Source organism: Paraburkholderia ginsengiterrae (assembly GCF_001645125.1).
Classification (GTDB): Bacteria; Pseudomonadota; Gammaproteobacteria; order Burkholderiales; family Burkholderiaceae; genus Paraburkholderia; species Paraburkholderia ginsengiterrae.
In genome coordinates, this window is the sequence record NZ_LXKA01000360.1 from 58,383 (window position 1) to 82,887 (window position 24,505).

The window sequence follows — 24,505 nt, forward strand, 5'->3', positions numbered from 1 at the left end:
AATGCCGACGTAACCGATACGGGATCGAATTGTGAATAACCAAATCTCTCCACACCTGGCGGGTCCGATCAAGACCGAAGAAGAGGACGTCGTCCTTGGACAACTGCTGCAGGTGATCCTCGACGACATCTGGTGGCTCGTCGCCATCGCCGCGGTGATCGTCGCGATTGCCGGCGCGTACTGTCTGCTCGCCAAGCCGATCTATTCGGCCGACGCGCACGTGCGCGTCGAGCAGTCCGACAACACCTCGCAGGCGCTCACGCAGACGCAGACCGGCGCGGCGATCACCACCGGCTCGACCTCGCTGCCGACCGACGCCGAGATCGAGATCATCAAGAGCCGCGGCGTGGTGGGCCCGGTCGTGCAGCAGCTGAAGCTGAACTTCAGCGTCACGCCGAACGCGCTGCCGATCCTCGGCAGCATCGCCGCGCGCCTCGCCACGCCGGGTCAGCCGGCGCGGCCGTGGCTCGGTCTGGCGTCGTATGCCTGGGGCGGTGAGCAGGCCGACGTCGACTCGATCGAGGTGGTGCCCGCGCTGGAAGGGCAGAAGCTGAAAATGAAGGTGACCGACGACCAGCACTACGAACTGTATGCCGAGAACGGCGCGCTGCTGCTGCGCGGCCAGGTCGGCCAGCAAGCGCAGGGCGGCGGCGTGACCATGCTGGTCAGCAAGCTGGCGGCGCGCCCGGGCGAGTCCTTCACGGTGGTTCGCTCGAACGACCTCGACGCGATCACCGCGTTCCAGTCCGCCATTACGGTGCAGGAGCAGGGCAAGCAGACCGGCGTGATCCAGATCTCGCTGGAAGACAAGAGCCCCGAGCACGCCGCGCTGGTCGCCAACGCGCTCGCGCAGTCGTACGTGCGCCAGCACGTGCTGAACAAGCAGGCCGACGCGAGCAAGATGCTCGACTTCCTGACGAGCGAGGAGCCGCGCCTGAAGGCCGACCTCGAACGCGCCGAAGCCGCGCTGACCGCGTATCAGCGCCAGTCCGGTTCGATCAACGCGAGCGACGAGGCGAAGGTGTACCTCGAAGGCAGCGTGCAGTACGAGCAGCAGATCGCGGGCTTGCGCCTGCAGATGGCGCAGCTCACCGAGCGCTACGGCGACGACCATCCGACGCTCGTGGCCGCGCGCCAGCAGATGGCCGAACTGGAGGCGCAACGCACCAAATACGCCGACCGCTTCCGCGATCTGCCGGCCACCGAAGTGAAGGCCGTGCAGTTGCAGCGCGACGCGAAGGTGGCGGAAGACATCTACGTGCTGCTGCTCAACCGCGTGCAGGAGCTGTCGGTGCAGAAGGCCGGCACCGGCGGCAACGTGCATATCGTCGACGCCGCGCTGCGCCCGGGTGCGCCGGTCAAGCCGAAGAAGGTGCTGATTCTGTCCGCGGCAGTGATTCTCGGGCTGATCGCGGGCACGGGCTTCGTGTTCCTGCGCCGCAATATGTTCAAGGGCATCGACGACCCGGATCACATCGAGCGGACCTTCCATCTGCCGGTGTTCGGCCTCGTGCCGCTCTCCGCCGAGCAGGCCGTGCTCGAAAGCAGCTTCCAGCGCGGCGGCGAGCGCCTGCGCTCGGTGCTCGCGAATGCGCGACCCAAGGATCTCACCGTCGAAAGCCTGCGCAGCCTGCGCACTTCCATGCAGTTCACGCTGATGGACGCGAGGAATCGCATCGTCATGCTGACGGGCCCGATGGCCGGCGTCGGCAAGAGCTTCCTCACGGCCAACCTCGGCGTGCTGCTGGCGAATTCGGGCAAGCGCGTACTGCTGATCGACGGCGACATGCGCCGCGGCGTGCTCGAGCGTTATATGGGCGGCGTGCAGGATAACGGTCTGTCCGAATTGCTGAGCGGCCAGATCTCGCTGGAAGAAGCCATTCGCAGTTCGCACGTGGAAGGCCTGAGCTTCATCTCGTGCGGCCGCCGTCCGCCGAATCCGTCGGAATTGCTGATGTCGCCGCGTCTGCCGCAATACCTCGAAGGTCTCGCCAAGCGCTACGACGTGATCCTGATCGACACGCCGCCGGTGCTGGCCGTGACCGATGCGTCGATCATCGGCGGGTATGCCGCGTCGACCTTCTTCGTGATGCGCTCGGGCATGCACAGCGAGGGCGAGATCATCGACGCGCTCAAGCGCCTGCGCGCGGCCGGCGTGCACGTGCAGGGCGGCATTTTCAACGGCATCCCGGCACGCTCGCGCGGCGGCTACGACCGCAGCTATGCGGCGGCTCAGGCATATCTGAGCAACTGAGCGGGTGAGCGGAGCGGGTGGTGCATACCGGCTCCCGCGCAACGACGACAACAAAGGACAGCACGATGAAAGTGACGGTATTGGTTCCGACTTACCGCCGCCCGGCCGACCTGGCGCGCTGCCTCGCGGCGCTGCAGCGCCAGTCGCGCGCGCCGGATCAGGTGGTGGTGGTGGCGCGCGCCGACGACGCGGCGACCCATGACTGTCTGCGCGACCCGGCGGTGCCGGGCGCGCTGCCGCTCTCGGTGGCGCTGGTCGAGGTGCCCGGTCAGGTCGCGGCGCTGAACCGCGGGCTCGATGCGGCCGAAGGCGACGTGATCGCGATCACCGACGACGACGCCGCGCCGCACCGCGACTGGGTGGAGCGCATTGCCGCCGCGTTCGAAGGCGACGCGCGCCTGGGCGCGCTCGGCGGGCGCGACTGGGTGCATGAAAAAGGCCGCGTGCTGGACGGCGAGCGGCCGCTGGTGGGCAAGGTCACCGCGCACGGCAAGATCATCGGCAATCATCATCTCGGCGTCGGCGCGGCACGCGAAGTCGACATCCTGAAAGGCGCCAACATGAGCTACCGCCGCGAGGCGGTGCGCACGATCCGCTTCGACGCGCGTTTGCGCGGCGCGGGCGCGCAGGTGCACAACGACATGGCCTTCAGCCTCGCCGTGAAGAACGCCGGCTGGAAGCTGATGTACGACCCGCGAGTGGCGGTCGATCATTTTCCCGCCGAGCGTTTCGACGACGACCGGCGCGACGCGCAAACCATGGCGGCGCTGCGCAACGCCGCCTTCAATTTCCATCTGATCCTGCGCGACCAGTTGCCGCCGCTGCGCCGCGAAACCGCGTGGTGGTGGTGGACGCTGGTCGGCACGCGGGTCTATCCGGGGCTCACGCATGCGGTGCTCGCGCTGCTCTCGAAGCAGGCGGGCCTGCGGCTGACGCGCTGGCGCGCGGTGCGCAGCGGCGCGCACGAAGCGCGCCGCGCGCTGTCCCGCGCTGCATGAGCCCTGCGTTCTGCACGTTCGCGCATCGGTGCGCGGCCCGCTATGCGGTCTGCCGCGAGGTTCGCCGGGACATGTCTGTCCGGGCCGCCGATGCCCCTTTCCACCGGCAGAGCGGAGTGTCTGCATGAGTACGAAAGTTCACGTTCATCTGTTTTACGGCGCCGATCCGCGCTATTACCGTCCGGGCGACAACATTGGCTGCCTGTACGGCTATCACCACGCTCAGTCCGACGCGTTCGCACTGACCTATTCGCAGGACGCCCGCGAAGGCAAAGCAGTGCGCCTGCTGCGCCGCGGCCTCAAGGCGGCGTTGGGATTCGACTTCATTCACACGTGGCGCAACCGCGCCGAGATGCTGCGCTCGGACGTGATCTGGACGCACACGGAGCAGGAATGGCTGTCCGCCGCGCTCATGCTGCTGCTGAGCGGCCGCAAGGCGGGCCCGGGGGCATCGCCCCTGTTGCTCGCGCAAAGCGTGTGGCTGCTCGATAAATGGCCTTCCTATGGCATCTTGCGCAGCTGGCTGTATCGCAAGCTGATGACGCGCGCCGATCAGCTCACCACGCTCGCCAGCGAAAACGCCGGGCTGTGCCAGCGCTATTTCAATCGCGACGCCAAACCGCTGCTCTACGGCCTGAATACGCAGGACTTTCCGGTCAAGCCGCCGGCCGAATGGAAGCCGCACAGCCCGATCCGCATTGCCGCCATCGGCAATGACCGCGACCGCGATTGGGAGACGCTCGTCAAGGCGTTCGGCCACGACGCGCGCTACACGGTGAAGCTCGCGACCCGGCGCCGGATCCCCGCCGCGCTGCGCGCGTCGAACGTCGAGATCGCGCTGTTCTCGGGCATCAAGAAACAGCACGAGCTGTACGACTGGGCCGATCTGATCGTCGTGCCGTTGCGGCCGAACACGCACGCGTCGGGCATCACGGTGATGCTGGAAGCGGCGGCGGTCGGCAAGCCGATGGTGGTCACCAACGTCGGCGCGTTGCAGGATTATTTTCCGGCCGGCGAGGCGTTCTATATTCCGCCGTTCGACCCGCAGGCGTTGCGCGACGCCGTCGATCAACTGGCCGCCGCGCCCGCGGACGCGTTGCGCCAGGCGCAGGCGGCCGCCGCCGGTCTGCTGGCGCGCGATCTGACCACGCAGCACTACGCGATGCAGCACGTGTGGATCACGCAGGAGATGCTGCGCACGCGTGCCGCGTCGCAGGGACGTGCCGCGCCGGCCCCAGCCGATGCCCACGTCCACGCGCCGGCGCCACGCGCGCCTGCTGCAAAGGCACAGGCAGCGGCACCCGCGCAGGCGAGGGCGCAAAGCCCGCGCAGCGCCGCGCGCGAATCACGCGGAGGTGTCTGAACGATGTCGACGATTCCCCGAGCCGGCGTAGCCGGCGCCGGCGGCCAGGCGCACGGCACGGCGCGCGGCAAGTCCGGCGGCCGGCAGGAATGGCTGCCGCCGGTCCTGCTGTGGCTGATCACGGCGGTCCTGATCGTCGCGCATCAGGGCACGGTGCTCACGCTCGCGTTTCCGGTGCTGGCCATCCTCACGGGGCTGTGGCTCTACTTCAAGAGCCCGGCGCGCTACATCGGCTTCATGTGGTGGCTGTGGTTCCTGAGCCCCGAAGTGCGGCGTCTGGCCGACTGGTCCAAAGGCTCGTTCACGCCAACCAGCCTGATCCAGGTCGCGCCGCTCGCGGTGACGATGATCAGCGGGCTGTCGCTGCTGCGCTACTACAAGCTGCTGGGCCAGCGGCGCGGCCTGCCTGTGCTGCTGGTGCTGCTCGGCCTCATCTATGCGTTCCTCGTGGGCGTGATGTCGAGCGGCCCGCTCGCGGCCACCTATGACCTCGCGAACTGGCTGTATCCGATCCTGATCGGCTTTCACATCATGGCGCACACGCGCCAGTATCCGCAGTACCGCGACACCATCGTCAATACGTTTATCTGGGGCATGCTGGTGATGGGCGGCTACGGCCTCATCCAGTTCTTCATCATGCCGCCGTGGGACGCGCTGTGGATGCTCGGCTCGGAGATGAACTCGCAGGGCGACCCGGTGCCGATGGGCGTGCGCGTGTTCAGCACGATGAATTCGTCGGGACCGTTCGCGTTCGCCATGATGGGCGCGATGGTGTTCGTGATGGCCGCCACGCACCGGGTGCGCTGGGTCGCCGCGGCACTGGGCTTTTTCTCGTTCGCGCTGAGTCTGGTGCGCTCGACGTGGGGCGGCTGGGTGATCGCGCTCCTGATCCAGCTCGTCAAGTCGAACAACAAGGTGCGGGTGCGCATCATCGCCAGTGCGGTGCTGCTCGCCGGGCTGTGCGTGCCGTTGCTGGCGGTGGGGCCGGTCGCCGAGCGGATGCAGGCGCGCCTGAACACCATCGTCAACCTGAGCGACGATCAGAGCTATGCCGCGCGTAACGAGTTCTACGCGACCTTCGCCAAGACGGCGTTTACCGACGTGTCGGGCGAGGGCATGGGCGCGACCGGCACCTCGACCAAGCTCTCGAACGATGGCGGCCAGCTCGGGCAGTACGGCAACTTCGACAGCGGCGTGATGAATATCCCGTTCGTGCTCGGCTGGCCCGGCACGCTGCTCTACATGTCCGGCATTGTCTGGCTGGTCACGCGCGCGGTGCTCGCCTCGTTCAAGCTGCGCAACGACAAATTCGTGTCCGCCTGCATGAGCCTGAGTCTCGCGACCTTCGCGATGCTGGTGTTCACGAACTCACTGGTCGGCACCGGCGGCCTGCTGCTTTTCATGGGTGTTTTTTCGATTCTTTCCGCGGTCCACTACGACAAGATGAACCGCCGGCGCACGCTATTTTTCAACGGAGGCACTGCTTGAGAGTTGCCATTGTCACGCACGTTGTACGCCATAACGACGGCCAGGGGCGCGTCAACCACGAGATTGCGCGCGCGGCCCTCGCCGAGAACATCGGCGTCACGCTGGTGGCCTCGCACGTGGCGCCCGATCTGCTCGCGCATCCGAACGTTCGCTGGGTGCCGGTGAAGATCGGCCGCTGGTGGCCGACCAATCTGCTGCGCCAGCAGGTGTTCGCGCTCAAAAGCGCGCTGTGGCTGCGCGCGCACCGGCACGAATACGACGTGCTGCACGTGAACGGCTTTATCACGTGGATGCCCGCCGACGTCAACACCTCGCACTTCGTGCATAGCGGCTGGTTCGGCAGCAAGTACTATCCGTTCGGGCTCACCAAGGGCGTGTGGTCCGCGTATCAGTCGATCTATACGCGCTGCAATGCGCTGCTGGAGCGCTGGGCGTACCGCCGCTCGAAAGTCATCACGGCCGTGTCGCAAAAAGTCGCCGACGAGATCCGCGCGATTGGTCTCACGCCCGATAACCGGGTCGACGTGATCTACAACGGCGTCGATACGCGCGGCTTCGCGGCCGCCACGGGCGACCGCGAGAAATTCGGCCTGCCGAAAGACGCGTTCCTGCTGCTGTTCGTCGGCGACCTGCGCACGCCGCGCAAGAACCTCGGCACCGTGCTGGCCGCGCTCAAGTTGCTGCCCGACTACGTGCAGATCGCGGTGGCCGGCTACCTGCCGGGCAGTCCGTATCCGGATGAGGCCAAGGCACTGGGTATCGCGCATCGCGTGCATTTTCTCGGGCTGGTGAAAGAGATGCCGGTGCTGATGCATTCGGTCGACGCCTTCGTCTTTCCTTCGCGCTACGAAGCAATGAGCCTGTCGCTGCTCGAAGCGATGGCGGCCGGCTTGCCGGTGGTCACCGCGCGCACCGCCGGCGGCGCTGAAATCATCACGCCCGAATGCGGCATCGTGCTCGACGATCCGGACGATCCCAAGGCGCTGGCCCGCGCGGTCGCGCGCCTCGCGGATCGCCACGACGCGCGCCGCGCGATGGGCGTGGCCGCCAATGAACTCGCGACCGGCTTCGGCTGGGCGCGCATGGCCGCGCAGTACATCGCGCTGTACCGGCAGTTGGCGGGGCAGCAGGAAAATCGCCGGCGCAGCGAGGCGGAGGCGGCGGCTGTCGCCAAGACGGATGCACTAACGCTGAACACGCTGGCCGGCCAGAAGAGCGCCGAATGACGCGGCGGGTCTTACCCGACGCATCGGCGCAGGCATTGCTTGACTATCACACTCATTCAAAACGTACAGGGGTCACGACCATGACGACGAGCTCAATCAAATCGCTGCAGATCGGGATGCACTGGTTTCCCGAGCGCGCGGGCGGCCTCGACCGCATGTACTACTCGCTGGTCGGCGCGCTGCCGGGCGCGGGCGTTGCGGTGCGCGGCGTGGTGGCCGGTTCGCCCAGGGTGGCCGCCGACACGGGCGGCGCGATCAACGGCTTCGGCTCGGCGGCGCAATCGCTGCCGCTGCGGCTGATGGCGGCGCGCCGCGCGCTGCGCCAGGAAATCAGCACGTCACGTCCGGACGTGATTTCATCGCACTTCGCGCTCTACACGTTTCCGGGTCTCGACGTGACGCGCGGTATTCCGCAGGTCTCGCACTTTCAGGGACCGTGGGCCGACGAGAGCCACGTGGAAGGCGCCGACTCGCTCGGCCAGCGCGCCAAGCGCTATCTGGAGCAGTCGGTGTATGCGCGCTCGTCGCGGCTGATCGTGCTGTCCGAAGCGTTCGGCAAGATTCTGACCTCGCGCTATCGCATCGCGCCGGACCGTGTGCGGGTCGTGCCGGGCTGCGTGGACGTCGAGCAGTTCAATCTGCCGATCACGCCCGCCGAGGCGCGCCTGAAGCTGCAGCTGCCGCAGGACCGGCCGATCGTGCTGGCGGTGCGGCGGCTGGTGCGCCGCATGGGGCTTGAAGATCTGATCGACGCCATCAAACTGGTCAAGCAGCGCCATCCGGATGTGTTGCTGCTGATCGCGGGCAAGGGGCGGCTCGAAGGCGAGCTGCAGGCGCGCATCACCGAGGCGGGGCTCGAGAACAACGTCAAGCTGCTGGGCTTCGTGCCCGATCAGCATTTGGCGGCGCTGTACCGCGCGGCGAAGATCAGCGTCGTGCCGACGGTGGCGCTGGAGGGCTTCGGCCTGATTACGGTCGAATCGCTGGCCTCGGGCACGCCCGTGCTGGTCACGCCGGTGGGCGGCCTGCCGGAAGCGGTGGCGGGCTTGTCGCCGAATCTGGTGCTGCCGGAGACGGGCGCGAAGGCGATCGCGCAGGGACTCGCGGGGGCGCTCGACGGCTCGCTGAAGTTGCCGGATGCCGACGCCTGCCGCCGTTATGCGCGCGAGAACTTCGACAACGCGGTGATCGCGAGGCGCGTGGCGTCGGTGTATGAGGAAGCGATTGCGGCGGGCGGGGTGCATTGAGTGTGAGACACGCCGGCTGACTCATCGGCCGGCGTAACAAAAAGACGCGAGGCCTGGATCATGACGATCAGGCCTCGCGTCTTTTTTGCTTTGAATCTCGCCTTGAAGAGTCCTTGGCGCCACTCATCGCGCGGCCGCCGCGGCAGCAGCGCACCGTCACACCGCTCAGAACGTCTCGTGATGCTCGTTGCGTCCGAGGTCCGCGTGAACCATCATGTGGCAGAGCTGTTCCAGCGTGGTCTCCGGCTTCCAGCCGAGTTTTTCGTGCGCCTTGTCGGCGCAGCCGATCAACAGCTCCACCTCCGCCGGGCGATAGAACTTCGGATTCACGCGCACCAGCGTCTTGCCGGTGGCGACGTCGATACCAGTTTCGCGCTCCTCCTTGCCCGACCATTCGAGCTGGTAGCCCGCCGCCGCAAACGCCATGCGCACGAAGTCGCGCACGGTCTCGGTGCGGCCGGTGGCGAGCACGAAGGTATCCGGCTCGTCGGCTTGCAGCATGCGCCACATGCCTTCCACGTATTCCAGCGCGAAGCCCCAGTCGCGCTTGGCGCTCAGGTTGCCCAGTTCGAGCACGTCCTGCTTGCCGAGCTTGATCTTGGCGACGGTATCGGTGATCTTGCGGGTGACGAATTCGCGGCCACGCAGCGGCGATTCATGATTGAACAGAATGCCGCTGCTCGCGAACAGGTTGTACGACTCGCGGTAGTTGATCGTCGACCAGTGCGCGAACAGCTTGGCGACGCCATACGGGCTGCGCGGGTAGAACGGCGTGTCCTCGCGTTGCGGCACGGCCTGCACGAGGCCGAACATCTCCGAGGTCGACGCCTGGTAATAACGCATCTTCGGATTGAGAATGCGGATGCCTTCCAGCAGGTTCAGTGCGCCGATGCCGGTCACTTCGGCGGTGGTCACCGGCTGGTCGAACGACACGCCCACGAAGCTTTGCGCGGCGAGGTTATACAACTCGTCCGCCTGAGCGCCTTCGAGCAGGCGCAGCGTGGAGCCGAGATCGGTCAGATCGTGTTCGACCAGACGCAGATTCGGATGATCCAGCACGCCCAGCTCGCGCATGCGCCAGAAATTGACGGAGCTCGTGCGACGATAGGTGCCGGTGACGTGATAGCCCTTGTCGAGCAGCAGTTTCGTCAGATAGGCACCGTCCTGGCCGGAGACACCGGTGATGATCGCTTTGCGTGGTTGGCTCATAGCTTGCCTTCAATATTGGTAAAAGATAAAAAAAGAAGCATTCGCGCCGGGTAGGGCGCATTTCATCGGCACACTCGGAAGCGCATCTCAGAAGCACGTTCCCTCAGCACGCGCGGTGCTCGAAACGCGCTTGAAAAAGCGCTTCAGGGCGTGCCGTCCAGCAGCCGCTGAACCAATGGTTCGACGACCTGAAAATCCTGTTGCGCCTTGAGCCGGTACAACGCGGGCTTGGGATGCGCACCGTCGGACATCAACGTCTTCCAGTCGGGCAGGCCGCTGACGTACGCGAACTGGTCGACGAGCGGCACCTGCTGTTCGGCGGCCACGCGGCGTGTCATCGCGACCATCGCGGCAAGCCTCGCGTTGAGCCGGTTATCCGGCATCGGATTTGCGGTTTGCAGCACCGGCTGCTTGCCGAGCGCGCGAGCGGTTTTCACGAGCGTGGTTTCCGCCGTGTAGAACTGCTCGGGCGTCTGATTCCGCATCACTTCGTTGATGCCGTAATTGATCAACACGATCTGCGCGGGCGAGGCGGCGAGCCGTTCCTGCCACGGCAGGCCGGTCGTCGGCCCGGTGCGGCGGCCGCCCATGCCGTCGCGCAATTGCGTGGCCGTCGTTCCGCCCACGCCGTAGTTCGTGACCTGCACCCGTTCGCCGTGGCGCGCCTGCAGTTGGTCCTGCAGATACGTCACGGCGTTGTTCGCCTGCGGGCCGCAGTGGCCGTCGCTGCAGGTGATGCCGAGCGTCGTCGAATCACCGTAAGCCTCGATCAGCACGGGCGAATGCGCAGCGGCTGACGCGGCATGTGCAAGCGGTGCGATCGACGCCGCGATCCACACACGTGCGACGAGCCATGCAAGGCGCCTCATGCGCGGCTTTGCGGCGCAGTTTGTGCCGCTGCTTGTCGTCCTGCCTGTCGCGCTTGCGGCGTGGCGCTTGCGCGGCCGCCGGCAGCAGCCTGCAACGGCGCATGTGCGTTGCCGCCCGAGCCGAAAATCAGGCGCCTCTCAAACGCGAACCATGTGATGCTTGCGTAGCCGAGCGTGATCGCGAGTGCGAACGCGGCGGTCACGAAGCGGTTCATATGCAACGGCCAGAGCGCGTACAGCACGCTCAGGTGAATCAGATAGATCGTGTAGCTGATGGTGCCGATATAGACCAGCACTGGATTGCACAGCAGCCGTTTGACGATGCCCTTGCTTTGCAGGGCGATGACCACGACGGATGTGCACAGAACCAGCGAAACGCTATAAAGCGCGGCGTTCGACAGCGGCGTATTCGCCGCGCGAAAGCGCGGAAAGTGCAGATGCAGCCACGCGAGCACCGCCAGCGCCGCAAAAAAACCCAGCACGGCGAAGCCCTTGAACGGCTCGAGCGCATCGCGGTCGCGCCGCACCGCAACCGCCAGCAGCGCGCCGGCCGCGAGCAGGTCCATGCGGAACGGCGTGAGGTAATAGATCGGCCAGAACGAGTCGAACCAGGGCGTGGCCACCGCGCGCAACACGGGCACCAGCAGGATCAACGCGGCCGCCACATAGCCGAGCACACGCTCTGGCACGAGCAGGATCACGAACGGCCAGACGATATAGAACTGCTCTTCGACGGCCAGCGACCACAGCACATTCAGGCTGTCATGGCCGCTCTGATTGAGCGCGTCGCCAATGTTGGTCGCAAAAAATGCGTACCACTGCCAGTGCTGCGCCCAGCCGAGGCCAAACAGAATCGACGACACCACCATCAGAAGGACGTACGGCGGCAGAATGCGGCGCGCCCGGCGTGCGTAGAAATAGCCGAAATACGACTGCTGGCGCGCCTTGCGCTCGAGGAGGATGCCGGTGATCAGAAAACCGCTCAGCACAAAAAACAGATCGACGCCCATCCACAGCGGCGCTTTCAACGCGTGCTGCGCAAATACGGCGAGTACGGCGATCGCGCGCAGACCGTCGAGCTGCACGATGCGGCGGGAGTGGGAAGGCGCTAGGGGCAGTGCGCTGGCAGTCATGAACCGTCCATGGTGTGAAGCGGATTGGCCGGGCGAAGCGTCGCGCCAGGGTGACTGCAGCACAGGCGCGCCCGCTTCGCGTAGCAACGGAAGTGCAATCGATTCTAGGGAAAATAAAATCGTGAAAAAACGGGAATGAATTGGATAAATGAATCAGATTGCAACAGGGTGTTTCGTTATCCATTCGCAATAGCTTTTTATGCTTGTGTCAAGCGGATGACGCAATGCGTAATAAGTGCGCGTTACGCCGCCTCGCATCGGTAAGGATGGGTGCAAACGGACCGGCGGCGGCATCCGGAGCGGGCCGTTTCGTTTTAATAGAATTAAAAATTGATTTCTTTCTCTACGCTTAAAGCGACGAATATTTTTGAATTATTTTCTATTTTCGTTGCGGCGTTTTTTCCGCGTAATGTGAGCCGCTGTGGGTTCATCCACACGCTCGTCCACACGTTCTGTCGCGCACGCATCTGTCTCACGTCCCTGCCGGATGGCCGGCGGCCTGTGCCGCGGGCTTGTGCTGCGCGGGTTGTCGCGCACGGGTTGTAGCGCAATGAATACCGTCATTTCACGGAGTTCCGTCCCTGCGCGGGTCGCATCGCCCGTGCGCGGCGTTGATTGGAGGAAATACCTTGCCCCGTTTCACGTTCAAAAGCTGGTTTGCCCTGTTAGCGTGTGCCGCCGGACTGGCTGCGGGATCGGCCAGTTTCGCGGTTCGCGCGGAAACCCCCTTGAACGCGAAGACTTCGTGGATCGGCAACACCTTCGGTTTCGGCGACGGCACCTGGGCGCAGATCAACATCACCGCCATCGCGGTGGCGCCGGACGGCAAGATTTATACGAATGCGCCCTGGGACGAAAGCGGCGCGGAAGCGAGCGTCTATCAGAACGGCAAGATGCTCGGCTTCGCGGGCGGCACGCATGGCTGGGGCAATGGCGGCGGCAATGCGGTCGCGGTGAATCGCAAATACGTGTTCGTGGCGATCGCGGTCGGCAATGAGAAGGGGCGCCTCGTCGAACAGGGCGTGTGGCCGGAGAAGGGTAAGCAGTGGTACGGCATTTCGCGCCGGCTGATCGACGATCCGAAACGCGTCGCGCCGTTCCAGCCCGCCGCGAAAAGCGCGGACCCGCATGCGCAACTGGCGGCCGGCTTCCTGATGATGAACGAGGTGCCGACCGGCACGAGCGCGGAAATCGGCGGCCTCGCGGCGAACGACACCACGCTCTATGCCGCCAACACGGCGCGCGATCGCATCGAGGTGTACGACGCCGAATCGATGCAGCAGAAAACCACCTGGAGCGTGCACGAGCCGGGCCGAATCGCGCTCGCGCCGGACGGCACGCTGTGGGTGCTGAGCGGCACGCGCAACGACCGCGCGCCGCATGTCGAGCACTACACGGCCGACGGCAAGCGTATCGACGAAAACGTCACGCTGCCGGCCGAGACGGTCGCGGTGGATCTCGCGGTGGACGCGCAAGGGCGCATCCTGATCGCCGATAACGGTCCGCGTCAGCAGGTGCTGTATTTCACCACGACTAACGGCCGCTATGCCGAGTCGGGATCGCTCGGCGAGCGCGGCGGCATTTTCAGCGGTGTGGCGGGCAAGCCGGGACCGCGCCGCTTCAACGGACTGACTGGCGTGGGCGTAGACGCGCGCGGCAACGTGGTGGTCTCGACCAACGGCATCGGTCCGCGTTACGAACCGATTGGCGCGGGCCTCGGCGCGACGCTCGAAAGCTACGCGCCCGACGGCAAGCAGAACTGGCAGGTGCAGGGGCTGCTGTTCGTCGACGGCGCATGGATCGATCCGGCGCGCCCGGACAGCGTCTATACCGGCAACAAACGCTTCGAGCTCGATCTGTCGAAGCCCGCCGGACAGGACTGGACTTACGCGGGCTTCCTGTCGAACCGCTTCAAGTATCCGGACGATCCGGTCTTTCACACCGATCAGTATCCGGGTCTGCCGATCGCCCGCCGATTGAAGGGCCACACGTTCCTGTATCTGACGGACATGTATGCGGACCATCTGAAGATCTATCGCTTCGATCCGCAGCATGACGGCGAAACAGCGATTCCGTCGGGCTTTATTGCGGGGCGCGAGCGCGCCGTGGCCAAGGTACCGAACGCGCCGCCGGGTGGCGACTGGATCTGGCGCGATGTGAACGGCGACGGCAAGTTCAACACCGATGAGTTCACGCCCAACACCACCGGCACGCATCTCGCTGGCGGCTGGGGCTGGTGGGTCGACACGGCCGGCGACATCTGGCGCACGCGCGACAACAAGGGCATCTACCGCTTCCGTTTCGGGGGACTCGACGCCAAAGGCAATCCGGTCTACGCGTACTCGAACATGACCCAGTACCCGGTGCCGCAGCCGTTCACGGAACTGCACCGCGCGATCTACGAGCCGGAAACGGACACGATGTACGTGACCGGCTACACGCCGGATACACCGGTCGATCGCGGCTTCTGGAAGGAAGTGGGCCGCGTGCTGGTGCGCTACGACAAGTGGTCGAGCGGCAATCCGGTGCAGCGCTATGCGATCACGCTGCCGTGGCAGACGCAGAGCAAACCTATTGCGACCATCATCGGCCTGACTGTCGAGGGGCAATACCTGTTCGGCGTCGAACCGGTCGGCGCGGTGCATGTGTGGGACAAGGACAGCGGCAAGGAGGTCGGCGTGATCCGGCCCGGCCCGGAAGTGGGCCGCGCATCCGGATGGGTCGACGTGCCGAACGGCATCAGCGCCGCGAAACGCAGCAATGGCGAGTATCTCGTGTTCGTCGAGGAAGACGCGCGCGGCAAAGTGATGATGTACCGCTGGAAACCTTGATGAAGCGCGTGATGTTTTCATTCGCAGTGGAAAGCAAATCCGCAAACCCGCAAGGCAAACGTAGTCAAACCCAAGGCATCCGATGGACAAAGGCATTCTCAAGAACGTAGCGATCAATTTTTTTGGGCTGGTGCTGCCGACCTTCGTTTCGCTCGTGACCGTGCCGTCGTATATCAAGCTGCTCGGCGTCGAGCGCTACGGCGTGATCAGTCTCGTGTGGACGCTGATCGGCTACTTCGGGATTCTCGATCTCGGCATGAGCATGGCCGCGCAGAATCACATTTCGAAGGCGCGCGCTTCCGGCGACCAGGAAGAGAGCGTGCGCGTGTTCTGGAGCGCGACGTGGCTCAATCTCGCCACCGGGGTGATCGGCGGATTGATCATCTATTTCGGCGCGTTTCTCTACACCGCGTATTTCAGCAAGGTGTCGCCGGAGTTGCAGCACGAGGTGTATATGGCGTTGCCCTGGCTCGCGGTGGCGATCCCGATTGCCAACGTGTCGTGGGTGTTCGCGGGGGCGATCAACGGCGCGGAGCGCTTCGGCCTCTATAACACCAACCAGACCATCGGCACGTTCCTGTTCCAGTTGCTGCCGCTCGGCGCCGCGTTGTGGATGGGCGCGACCTTGCAGAACGTACTGGCCGCCGCGGTGTTCGCGCGCATTCTGGCGGCGCTGCTGCTCGGCCGTTGCGCGCTGCAAGTGCTGGATATCCGCCGCGTTCTGCCGCCGCAATTCGGCGTGGCCAAGGGGCTGTTCAATTTCGGCGGCTGGATGCTGATTGCGAGCGTGACCACCATGGTCGCCGACTCGCTCGATCGCGTGATGCTGGGCACGAGTCTCGGCGCGCGGTTCGTCACGTACTACACGGTGCCGCAGAACCTCGTGACGCGTCTGAATATCGTGCCGACGGCGCTGGTGCGCACGCTGTTTCCGCGCCTGTCAGCGGTGGGGCGCGCGGACGCCGACACCATCACGCAGCAGTCGCTCGAATTTCTCAACGGGGTGTTCACGCCGGTCGCACTCGTAGCCATGCTGGTGCTCGAGCCGTTCCTGCACCTGTGGGTCGGCAATGAAATCGCCACCGTGGCCGCGCCCGTGGGCCGCATTCTGATCATCGCCGTGTGGCTGGTCGGGCAGGCGAACGTGACGCGCATCCTGATCCAGTCGCAGGTCAACCCGGCCACGGCTGCGCGCGTCGGTTTGTTCGAATTGCCCTTGTTTGCAGGGGCGTTATGGCTCGGCATCACGCACTTTGGCCTGACTGGCGCGGCCGTCGCGGTGGCCGGCCGGGCGCTGTTCGACTACGCGCTGCTGCTGCGCCTCTCGGCGATTCGCGCGCGGCAGATCGCGCTCGACATGCTCGCCCACCTCGCTTTCCTGCTGGCCGGCCTGTGGCTTGCCAGCTTTCTGCCGGGTCTCGCCGTGGCGATCGTCGCCGGCGTGTTGATGGTCGGCGCGAATCTCGCCTGGTCGTTCACGATGACCCCCGCCTTGCGCGATCTTGCGCGTTCACTGCTGTTGCGTCTGAATCCGAGGAAAAGCGCATGAACCAGGAAGTCCTTGAAGAAGCCGTGCTGCAACCCGCGAAGCGCAGCGCACTGGCCGAACTCACCACCGTACCCGGCGTAGAGGCGCCGACGCGCCGCGCTGCGTTGCGTGGCAACAGGACGGCGCGCGTCGCGATCGTGCACGACTGGCTCGTCACCTATGCGGGCGCGGAGAAGGTGCTCGAACAGATCGTGGCGTGCTTTCCCGACGCGGACCTGTTCAGCCTCGTCGATTTCCTCGACGACCGCAGCTTTCTGCGCGGCAAGCCGGTTACGACCTCGTTCATCCAGAAGCTGCCGATGGCGCGCACGAAGTACCGCACGTATCTGCCGCTCATGCCGCTCGCGATCGAGCAGCTCGACGTGTCCGCGTACGACGTGGTGATCTCCAGCAGTCACGCGGTCGCCAAGGGTATTCTCACCGGCCCTGACCAGGTGCATATCAGCTACGTGCACTCGCCGATCCGCTATGCGTGGGACCTGCAGCATCAGTATCTGCAGCAGTCCAAACTGACCAATGGCCCGAAGTCGGCGCTCGCGCGGCTGATTCTGCATTACATCCGCAACTGGGATATCCGCACCTCGAATTCGGTGGACGGTTTCGTCGCCAACTCCGACTTCATTGCACGGCGGATCAAGAAGGTCTATCAGCGCGACGCGCAGGTGATCTTTCCGCCGGTCGATGTCGAAGCATTCTCGCTATGCACCGACAAGGAAGATTTTTATCTGACCGCTTCGCGGATGGTGCCGTACAAGAAGATCGACCTGATCGTCGAGGCGTTCGCGCGCATGCCCGAGCGCAAGCTCGTCGTGATCGGCGACGGCCCCGATATGGCGAAAATCCGCGCGAAGGCGGGGCCGAACGTCGAGATCATGGGCTACCAGCCGTTCAAGGTGCTCAAGGAAAAGATGAGCCGTGCCAAGGCCTTCGTGTTCGCCGCCGAGGAAGACTTCGGCATTTCGGTGGTCGAGGCGCAGGCGTGCGGCACTCCGGTGATTGCCTACGGCAAGGGCGGGGCGCTCGAAACCGTGCGCGATCTGTCCGAGCCGCGGCCCACCGGCATGTTCTTCGACGAACAGAACGCCGAGTCGATCATCGCCGCGGTCGAGCGTTTCGACGGCCACGTCAAGCGTATTTCGCCGGTGGATTGCCGCGCGAACGCCGAGCAGTTTTCCGCCGCGCATTTCCGCGAGCGCTTCTTCGCGCATGTGCGGGCCTCGGTGCCGGCCTTGCGCACGGCGACGCTGCCGCCGTACGTTCCTTATAAGGCGCCGGCCGCCGCCAACGGGCCGCGCATTCTTGCCGTCGATCAGAGCGGTGTGCTCGGTGGTGCGGAGCTGTCGCTGCTGGAAATCGTCAAGGCCCTGCATTCGCGCATCCAGGTCGTGCTGTTCGACGACGGCCCGTTCCACACCGCGCTGGCGAAAACCGGCGTGGGCGTCGAAGTGCTGGAAGCGGGCGTGCTGCGCAACGTGCGCAAGCAGGGCGGTTCCTTGCCGAAGGGGCAGGCGATCAAGGGCTTGATTTCGCTTGTGCGCGCCACAGCCAAACGGGCGCACAAGGCCGACGTGATCTACGCGAACACCCAGCGCGCGATGGTGATCGGCGCGCTCGCCGGCAAGCTGGCGAAGCGTCCGGTAGTGTGGCATTTGCGCGATATCGTGAGCCCCGAGCATTTTGGCCGCAAGCAGCTGGCGATCATCAAATGGTGCGCGCGGTTTGGCCTCGCGCACGTGATCGCCAATTCGGCGGCGTCGGCGCGCGCGTTCGCCGAGCTCACGCGCTTTGACGACAAGCGGATCGACGTGGTATTCAACGGCATCTCCGCCGCGCCGTTCGACGCGTTGCGCACCGTGCCGCAGGCAACCCTGCGGCACCGCCTGAATCTGCCGGAGAATGCGTTCCTGGTCGGCTCATTCAGCCGCCTCGCGCGCTGGAAAGGGCAGCATGTGCTGCTCGAAGCGATGGTGCTCAATCCGCAGATGCATGCGGTGCTGGTGGGCGCGCCGCTCTTCGGTGAGGATCAGTACGAGATCGAATTGCACGCGTTCGTCGCTGCGCACGGCCTCGCCGGCCGGGTGCATTTTCTCGGCTTCCAGCACGATATCGCGGCCTGCATGTGCGCGGTCGACGCGGTCGTCCATACGTCGATCACGCCGGAGCCGTTCGGCCGCGTGATCGTCGAAGGCATGCTGGCGCAGCGCCCGGTGGTGGCCGCGCGAGCGGGTGGCGTGCTGGAGATTATCGACGACTACGAGAACGGCGTGCTGTGCACGCCGGGCGATGCCCACGGTCTGGCCGATACGCTCGCCGAGTTGCGTTCGAACGACGAGTTGCGCAACAAACTGGTCAGGAACGGCTATCAGACGGCGCTAAGCCGGTTCGGCACCGCGGCGTATGTGGAAGGCGTCGAGCGGATTCTGAAGCGGGTAGCGGGCCGGAAAAAGGCCTAGAGCGGTTGTTGAGCAGGGGCCTGGCCGGGTCTCTGCCGTCGGTGCGGGGTGGAGCGAAGGTTCGTGTACCTTCGCTCCTTTTTTATTGCGGGTTGCACACCGCTCGCTGCAACCCGCGGTTCACGCCGCCGACTCAGGCCTGCTTCAAGGCCGCTTTCGGTTTGAAGCTGGCCGACCACTTCATGGCCGGCAGTTCGACCAGCCGGTAGAACACGTAAGCGACCGGCACGGCCACCAGCATGTAGCCGAACGACGGCCAGATCGACGTTTGCAGCGCCGAGCGGAACAGCAGCGAGGACAGCAGCACGAAGATCGGCAGATGGATCAGATACAGCGAGAAGCTGAAATCGCCGAAGCGCGACAGCAGGCGCAGACCCGTGGATTCGCGCTGGTTCCCGTTGCGCCGGTCGAGCGCCTTGTACAGATAGAACGCGAAGCCGACGGCCCACAGTTGGAACGCCCCGTACTGGCCGAAATGGAACGCTGCGCAGCCCAGCGCGATGAACCCGGCGGCCAGCACATAGAGCCAGACCGACGAGCGGGCATTCGGCGCACCATGCGCACTGGCGTCGGCGATCCACGCGCCGAGCGCCCATGCGAACCAGTACGACGTGAAGAACTGAATGTCGTGGCGCTCCAGCACATACGCGGACACCACGTTGACAAGCGCGATGAACGCAAGCACGGGCGTCATGCCGATGCGCCGGCGCAGCGCGAACAGGAGCGGGTAGATCGCATAGAACTGCACTTCGAGCGAGAGTGTCCAGAGCGCGCCGTTCGATCCGAACGTCTTGCCGGCCACGCCTTGCAGGGAAAACAGGTTGACGAGGAAAGCCTGCCAGCCGATTTCGCGGATCTTGTGACTGACGGGCGTCAGTTGCAGGCTATACCAGTCGAGCGCGAAGGTCAGCACCAGCGCCGCGAGCAGCACCGGATAAATCCGCGCGAAACGGCGTAGCCAGAAATTGCCGCTGTCGAGCCGGTACGCGGGATTGCCGGCGAGCCGCAGCGCGCCGCCGCGATGAATGCAATAGCCACTGATCACGAAGAAAATCGGCACGCCCGCCGAGCCCCACGCGATCGGGAACGTCAGATACGCGGCAAGCGCATTCAGACTGATGGCGTGTCCCACACTCTGGTGAAACGCCTGCATGCCGACCCATTCGACCTGGCGGCAATGAAAATACGCGACCAGCAGCGCGGCGAAACCCCGCATGGCGTCGATGACATGCTCTTTGCCGGCGCTTTCCGCGCGCGCCTCGCTCTGGGCGCGCGGTGCAGCCGCTGTTCGGGGCGTGCGGGGTGTGGAACTGGGCAGGGATGCGGCGGCGGCATCCAGTGCTGAGTCGCTCATGCGCGGTCCTTATTCTGGCGGAGGAAAAAGCGGATTCGCACGGGCGCCGTACGGGCCCGCGTTGCTTGACATGCTAGTGCACGACGCCGGCAAAAAATCGATAAAAAATTGCGTAGTGAATTGATTTAATCCTTCATTTTGTGACGAAGTGTAATTGAGCATAAGCAATTGCCTCGGTGAATTATTTGGCGATTTTGTCATGCTAATTTAAGGCACGGATTCTCTGACCTGGGGTGAAGTCATGAACCTGCACTTACTGGCCGGCATCGCCGTGCTGCTGATCCTTGTCGCCGCCTCCGCGTACCGCGAGGCGCTGCGCAACGAACCAATCCGCCGTTTCCGGATGAGTCCGGGCAAGTTGCCGCAACTCGACGAGCACGAATGACGCAGGCCTGAAAGCTCGTTGTCAGGATGCGTAAAATTTTCAACATTGCCAAAAAATAATTCGAATCCGATGCGTAATTGTTGCCATATTCTGGTCACAAAACGCGATATCTAAAATGAATGACTTTATTGATTGGGAATGAGGAAATTTCACCTGCTTACGGGCTAGATTTTTTTGCTAGTCTTTTCGACGCCAACGATTGGCCGCCTGGCCCGCGAACACACTAATTTCTAACCGATGTGGGAATGCCTACCATGCTGAAAGTCACCAAAGCCGTGTTTCCCGTAGCGGGCCTCGGGACACGATTCCTGCCGGCTACCAAAGCAAGTCCTAAGGAAATGCTGCCGGTTGTCGACAAGCCGCTCATTCAGTACGCGGTAGAAGAAGCGATTGCCGCCGGCATCACGGAGATGATCTTCGTGACCGGCCGCAGCAAGCGCGCCATTGAAGACCATTTCGACAAGTCCTACGAGATCGAAGCCGAACTCGAGGCGCGCAACAAGCAGAAGCTGCTCGATCTCGTGCGCAGCATCAAGCCGGCCAACGTCGACTGTTTTTACGTGCGTCAGGCCGAAGCGCTCGGTCTGGGCCACGCGGTGCTGTGCGCCGAAAAACTGGTGGGCGGCAGCCCGTTCGCCGTGATTCTGGCCGACGACCTGCTGCACAGCACGAAGCCGGTCATGAGCCAGCTCGTGGACACCTTCAATCACTATCACAGCTCGGTGATCGGCGTCGAAACCATCGCGCGCGAAGACAGCCGTTCGTACGGCGTCGTGGATGGCCGCGAGTGGGAAGACAATGTGATCAAGCTCTCGGGTATCGTCGAGAAGCCGGCACCGGACAAGGCGCCGTCGAATCTCGGCGTGGTGGGCCGCTATGTGCTCATGCCGACCATCTTCAAGCATATTCGCGCAGTGAAGCCAGGTGCGGGCGGCGAACTGCAATTGACCGACGCGGTGCAATCGCTGCTGACCGAAGAACAGGTGCTTGCGTATCGCTATTTCGGCACGCGTTTCGATTGCGGCAGCAAGCTCGGCTATCTGAAGGCAACGGTGGAGTTCGCGCTGCGCCATCCGGAAGTGAAGGCGGAATTCGAAGCGTATTTGCAGGCTTATATGCAGGGCAATATGCAGGCGAACGTGCCGGCACAGTACACGGCGGAAGCGGCCTGATTTGACTTTGAATTAGGCTTTGAGTTTGACATTGAATTTGAGTTTGACTCACGCCGGGCGGTGAGCCCGGCGCCGGCGGCCGACGCGAGCATTAACAGCGCGTGGGCCGCCGCCGCGAACGCATCACGCAGAAGCAACACGCAAATTAAAACGGGCGCCGCAAACCACGCGGCGCCCGTCTTTCTTTGCACCGGTCCGCGCTTCACGCACGGCCCGGCCAATTCACCATCAACCCAGTTTCTTCACTTCCAGCCGGAACTTGTGCAGCAACGGTTCCGTATAGCCGCTCGGCTGCTGGCGTCCTTCGAACACCAGCGCTTGCGCGGCCTTGAACGCGATCGTGTCGAAGCCCGGCGCCATCGGCTTGTAGAGCGGGTCGCCGGCATTCTGCGCGTCGACCACCTTCGCCATGCGCCTGAACGTCTCGTCGACCAGTTCACGCTTCACCACGCCGTGATACAGCCAGTTGGCGATGTGCTGGCTGGAAATTCGCAGCGTGGCGCGGTCTTCCATCAGGCCGACGTTGTGAATGTCCGGCACCTTCGAACAACCCACGCCCTGATCGATCCAGCGCACCACGTAGCCGAGAATGCCCTGCACGTTGTTGTCGATTTCGGCGCGAATTTCATCGTCGCTCCATTTGGCCGATTCCACCACCGGAATCGTCAGCAGGCCGTCGAGGAGTTCGTCGCGCACCTTCGCGTAATCGGTGCGCTCCAGTTCCTGCTGGACAGCCTGCACGTCGATCTGATGGTAGTGCAGCGCATGCAGCGTCGCGGCGGTCGGCGAGGGCACCCATGCGGTATTCGCACCGGCCTTCGGATGCGCGATCTTCTGTTCGAGCATGGCGTGCATCAGGTCCGGCATCGCCCACATGCCCTTGCCGATCTGCGAGCGGCCACGCAGGCCCGCGCTCAAACCGACCAGCACGTTGCTGCGCTCGTACGCGGTAATCCACGCGCTCGATTTCATGTCGCCCTTGCGCATCATCGGGCCGGCTTGCATGGCCGAGTGCATTTCGTCGCCGGTGCGGTCGAGGAAACCCGTGTTGATGAACGCCACCCGCTCCGAAGCTTCGGCGATACAGGCGAGCAGGTTCACGCTGGTGCGGCGCTCCTCGTCCATGATGCCCATCTTGATGGTGTTGCGCGGCAGCTTCAACAGATCTTCGACGCGCGCGAACAGCTCGCTCGCGAACGCGACTTCGGCCGGGCCGTGCATTTTCGGCTTCACGATATAGATCGAGCCGGTGCGCGAGTTCAGCTTGTGGCGACGGTCGTGCAGCGCGCACAGCGTGGTGACGACGGCGTCGAGAATGCCTTCCGGAATCTCGTGGCCATCTTTCGTCAGCACCGCCGGGTTGGTCATCAAATGGCCGACGTTGCGCACGAACAGCAGCGAGCGGCCATGCAGCCTGACGGACGTCTTGCCGTCCGCGCCGGTGTACTCGCGGTCGGCGTTGAGCCGGCGCGTGAAAGTCTTGCCGTTCTTCGTGACTTCTTCGGCCAGGTCGCCGTTCATCAGGCCGAGCCAGTTGCGGTAGAGCTGGACCTTGTCGTCGGCGTCCACGGCCGCGACCGAGTCTTCGCAGTCGATGATGGTGCTCACCGCCGCTTCCACCACCACGTCCTTCACGTGCGCCGAATCGGTCTTGCCGATCGAATCGTTCGCGTCGATCTGGATTTCGAAGTGCAGGCCGTTGTGTTTCAGCAGCACGGCGGACGGCGCGCTCGCGTCGCCCTGATAGCCGATGAACTGCGCCGGCGTCTGCAATGCGCTCGTGCCATTCGCGAGCGTGACGGTCAGCTTGCCGCCGTCGACGCTGTAGCGCGTCGCGTCGGCATGCGAGCCGTTCGCGAGCGGCGCGGCCTGATCGAGAAACTTGCGGGCATAGGCGATCACCGCGGCGCCGCGCACCGGGTTGAAGGTTTTCTGCTTGTCGGCGCCGTTGGTCTCGGGAATCGCATCGGTGCCGTACAGCGCGTCGTACAGGCTGCCCCAGCGCGCGTTTGCCGCGTTCAGCGCATAGCGCTGATTCGACAGCGGCACGACGAGCTGCGGGCCGGCCTGTTCGGCGATCTCGGTGTCCACGTGGTCGGTCGTGGCCTTGACGCCGGCAGGCACGGGCACGATGTAGCCGATGCCTTCGAGAAACGCCCGGTAGGCGCGCAGATCGCGAATCGGACCCGGATTTGCGCGATGCCAATTGTCGAGTTCGGTTTGCAGACGGTCGCGCTCGGCGAGCAGCGCACGGTTCTTGGGCGCCAGCTCATGCACGAGGGCGTCGAAACCCGACCAGAATGCGGCGCTGTCGATCCCGGTGCCGGGCAGGGCTTCGGTTTCGACAAACTGGTCGAGGTTGGCGGCGACTTGCAGTCCGCCGCGCGGGTTCATCTGAGTCATCGACTGCTCCATCTATCTGAATGGGGCCGATGAGGGGGCACCGGCCCGCGTTGTGCAACGGGTTAGCTTCTTTCTTTGATGACTGTCACGTCAAACGCGCTGCAAACTCGCATTCGACGCCATGCGACCTCAGGCGGCGATGGCCTGGATGCCGGCCTTGGCGATCTGTGCGTCCTGATCCGACTTGACGCCCGATACGCCGACCGCGCCGACCACCTGGCCGTCGACGATCACCGGCACGCCGCCTTCCAGCGTGCCTTGCAGCGGCGCGCTCAGGAAGGCCGTGCGGCCGTTGTTGATCATGTCTTCGTAGACCTTGGTTTCGCGGCGGCCGATGGCCGACGTGCGGGCTTTTTCCGTCGCGATGTACGAACTGGCCGGCGCGCTGCCGTCCAGACGCAGCATTCCGAGCGGGTGGCCGCCGTCGTCGGCCACCACGATGGCAACGGCCCACTGGTTCTTCTCGGCTTCCGCACGGGCGGCTTCGAGGATTCGGGTCGTTTCGGCAACGGTCAGCACGGGTTTGCTCAGCATAATGAATTTCCTAGTTCGTTTATGGTAGGGAATCTTC

17 protein-coding genes are annotated in these 24,505 nt (G+C 64.4%); 11 read left to right on the forward strand and 6 right to left on the reverse strand.

Annotated elements, in window-relative coordinates; translation table 11 throughout:
* The first annotated feature begins 28 nt into the window (after positions 1–28).
* The 6 genes from A6V37_RS32885 (at position 29) to A6V37_RS32910 (ending at position 8,576) form a co-directional block, all read left to right on the forward strand.
* Positions 29–2,254 (forward strand): polysaccharide biosynthesis tyrosine autokinase, encoded by a 2,226-nt coding sequence (locus A6V37_RS32885; RefSeq protein ID WP_423213123.1) that lies wholly within the window; start codon positions 29–31, stop codon positions 2,252–2,254.
* A gap of 65 nt (positions 2,255–2,319) precedes the next feature.
* Positions 2,320–3,252 carry a glycosyltransferase family 2 protein gene (locus A6V37_RS32890; protein WP_064268017.1) on the forward strand — a complete coding sequence of 311 codons (933 nt, stop codon included), beginning with the start codon at positions 2,320–2,322 and terminating at the stop codon, positions 3,250–3,252.
* A 124-nt stretch (positions 3,253–3,376) separates the two neighbouring features.
* Complete coding sequence (locus A6V37_RS32895; RefSeq protein ID WP_064268018.1) at positions 3,377–4,615, forward strand: glycosyltransferase; 1,239 nt, start codon at positions 3,377–3,379, stop codon at positions 4,613–4,615.
* Between the two features lie 3 nt (positions 4,616–4,618).
* Positions 4,619–6,103 (forward strand): hypothetical protein, encoded by a 1,485-nt coding sequence (locus tag A6V37_RS32900; RefSeq protein WP_064268019.1) that lies wholly within the window; start codon positions 4,619–4,621, stop codon positions 6,101–6,103.
* Positions 6,100–7,329, forward strand: a complete 1,230-nt coding sequence (locus A6V37_RS32905) for a glycosyltransferase family 4 protein (RefSeq protein WP_064286761.1) — start codon at positions 6,100–6,102, stop codon at positions 7,327–7,329. Before A6V37_RS32900 ends, A6V37_RS32905 begins: the two co-directional genes overlap by 4 nt.
* Positions 7,330–7,409: 80 nt before the next feature.
* Complete coding sequence (locus A6V37_RS32910; protein WP_064286762.1) at positions 7,410–8,576, forward strand: glycosyltransferase family 4 protein; 1,167 nt, start codon at positions 7,410–7,412, stop codon at positions 8,574–8,576.
* A gap of 165 nt (positions 8,577–8,741) precedes the next feature.
* Here the strand turns inward: A6V37_RS32910 and gmd are convergent, their stop codons facing one another.
* The 3 genes from gmd to A6V37_RS32925 form a co-directional block, all read right to left on the reverse strand.
* On the reverse strand, positions 8,742–9,785 hold the full coding sequence (gene gmd, locus A6V37_RS32915) for a GDP-mannose 4,6-dehydratase (RefSeq protein WP_064268022.1): 1,044 nt from the start codon (positions 9,783–9,785) through the stop codon (positions 8,742–8,744).
* Positions 9,786–9,928: 143 nt separating this feature from the next.
* Positions 9,929–10,654 (reverse strand): SGNH/GDSL hydrolase family protein, encoded by a 726-nt coding sequence (locus A6V37_RS32920; RefSeq protein ID WP_064268023.1) that lies wholly within the window; start codon positions 10,652–10,654, stop codon positions 9,929–9,931.
* A complete protein-coding gene (locus A6V37_RS32925) occupies positions 10,651–11,787 on the reverse strand; it encodes an acyltransferase family protein (RefSeq protein WP_064268024.1) in 1,137 nt (378 codons plus the stop codon). The genes A6V37_RS32920 and A6V37_RS32925 overlap by 4 nt, the downstream gene beginning before the upstream one ends.
* Positions 11,788–12,416: 629 nt before the next feature.
* Here A6V37_RS32925 and A6V37_RS32930 point away from each other — a divergent pair.
* From A6V37_RS32930 to A6V37_RS32940, 3 genes are all read left to right on the forward strand, one after another.
* Positions 12,417–14,618 (forward strand): NHL repeat-containing protein, encoded by a 2,202-nt coding sequence (locus tag A6V37_RS32930; protein ID WP_064268025.1) that lies wholly within the window; start codon positions 12,417–12,419, stop codon positions 14,616–14,618.
* Between the two features lie 82 nt (positions 14,619–14,700).
* Positions 14,701–16,167: a flippase gene (locus A6V37_RS32935; protein ID WP_064268026.1), complete on the forward strand. Its 1,467-nt coding sequence runs from the start codon at positions 14,701–14,703 to the stop codon at positions 16,165–16,167.
* Entirely contained in the window at positions 16,164–18,620 is a 2,457-nt protein-coding gene (locus tag A6V37_RS32940) for a glycosyltransferase family 4 protein (RefSeq protein WP_064268027.1), read from the forward strand. Before A6V37_RS32935 ends, A6V37_RS32940 begins: the two co-directional genes overlap by 4 nt.
* 133 nt (positions 18,621–18,753) lie before the next feature.
* Here the strand turns inward: A6V37_RS32940 and A6V37_RS32945 are convergent, their stop codons facing one another.
* Complete coding sequence (locus A6V37_RS32945; RefSeq protein WP_064286763.1) at positions 18,754–19,974, reverse strand: acyltransferase family protein; 1,221 nt, start codon at positions 19,972–19,974, stop codon at positions 18,754–18,756.
* 241 nt (positions 19,975–20,215) lie between these two features.
* On the opposite strand from A6V37_RS32945, the gene A6V37_RS41590 reads away from it, so the two are divergent.
* Together A6V37_RS41590 and galU are read left to right on the forward strand one after the other, a co-directional pair.
* Entirely contained in the window at positions 20,216–20,359 is a 144-nt protein-coding gene (locus A6V37_RS41590; RefSeq protein WP_165614440.1) for a hypothetical protein, read from the forward strand.
* A gap of 254 nt (positions 20,360–20,613) precedes the next feature.
* Positions 20,614–21,531, forward strand: coding sequence for a UTP--glucose-1-phosphate uridylyltransferase GalU (gene galU / locus A6V37_RS32950; protein ID WP_064268083.1), 918 nt, complete (start codon positions 20,614–20,616; stop codon positions 21,529–21,531).
* A gap of 228 nt (positions 21,532–21,759) precedes the next feature.
* Here the strand turns inward: galU and A6V37_RS32955 are convergent, their stop codons facing one another.
* Entirely contained in the window at positions 21,760–23,934 is a 2,175-nt protein-coding gene (locus tag A6V37_RS32955) for a malate synthase G (RefSeq protein WP_064268029.1), read from the reverse strand.
* A 129-nt stretch (positions 23,935–24,063) separates the two neighbouring features.
* Positions 24,064–24,468 (reverse strand): heme-binding protein, encoded by a 405-nt coding sequence (locus A6V37_RS32960; protein ID WP_064286764.1) that lies wholly within the window; start codon positions 24,466–24,468, stop codon positions 24,064–24,066.
* Positions 24,469–24,505: the final 37 nt, after the last annotated feature.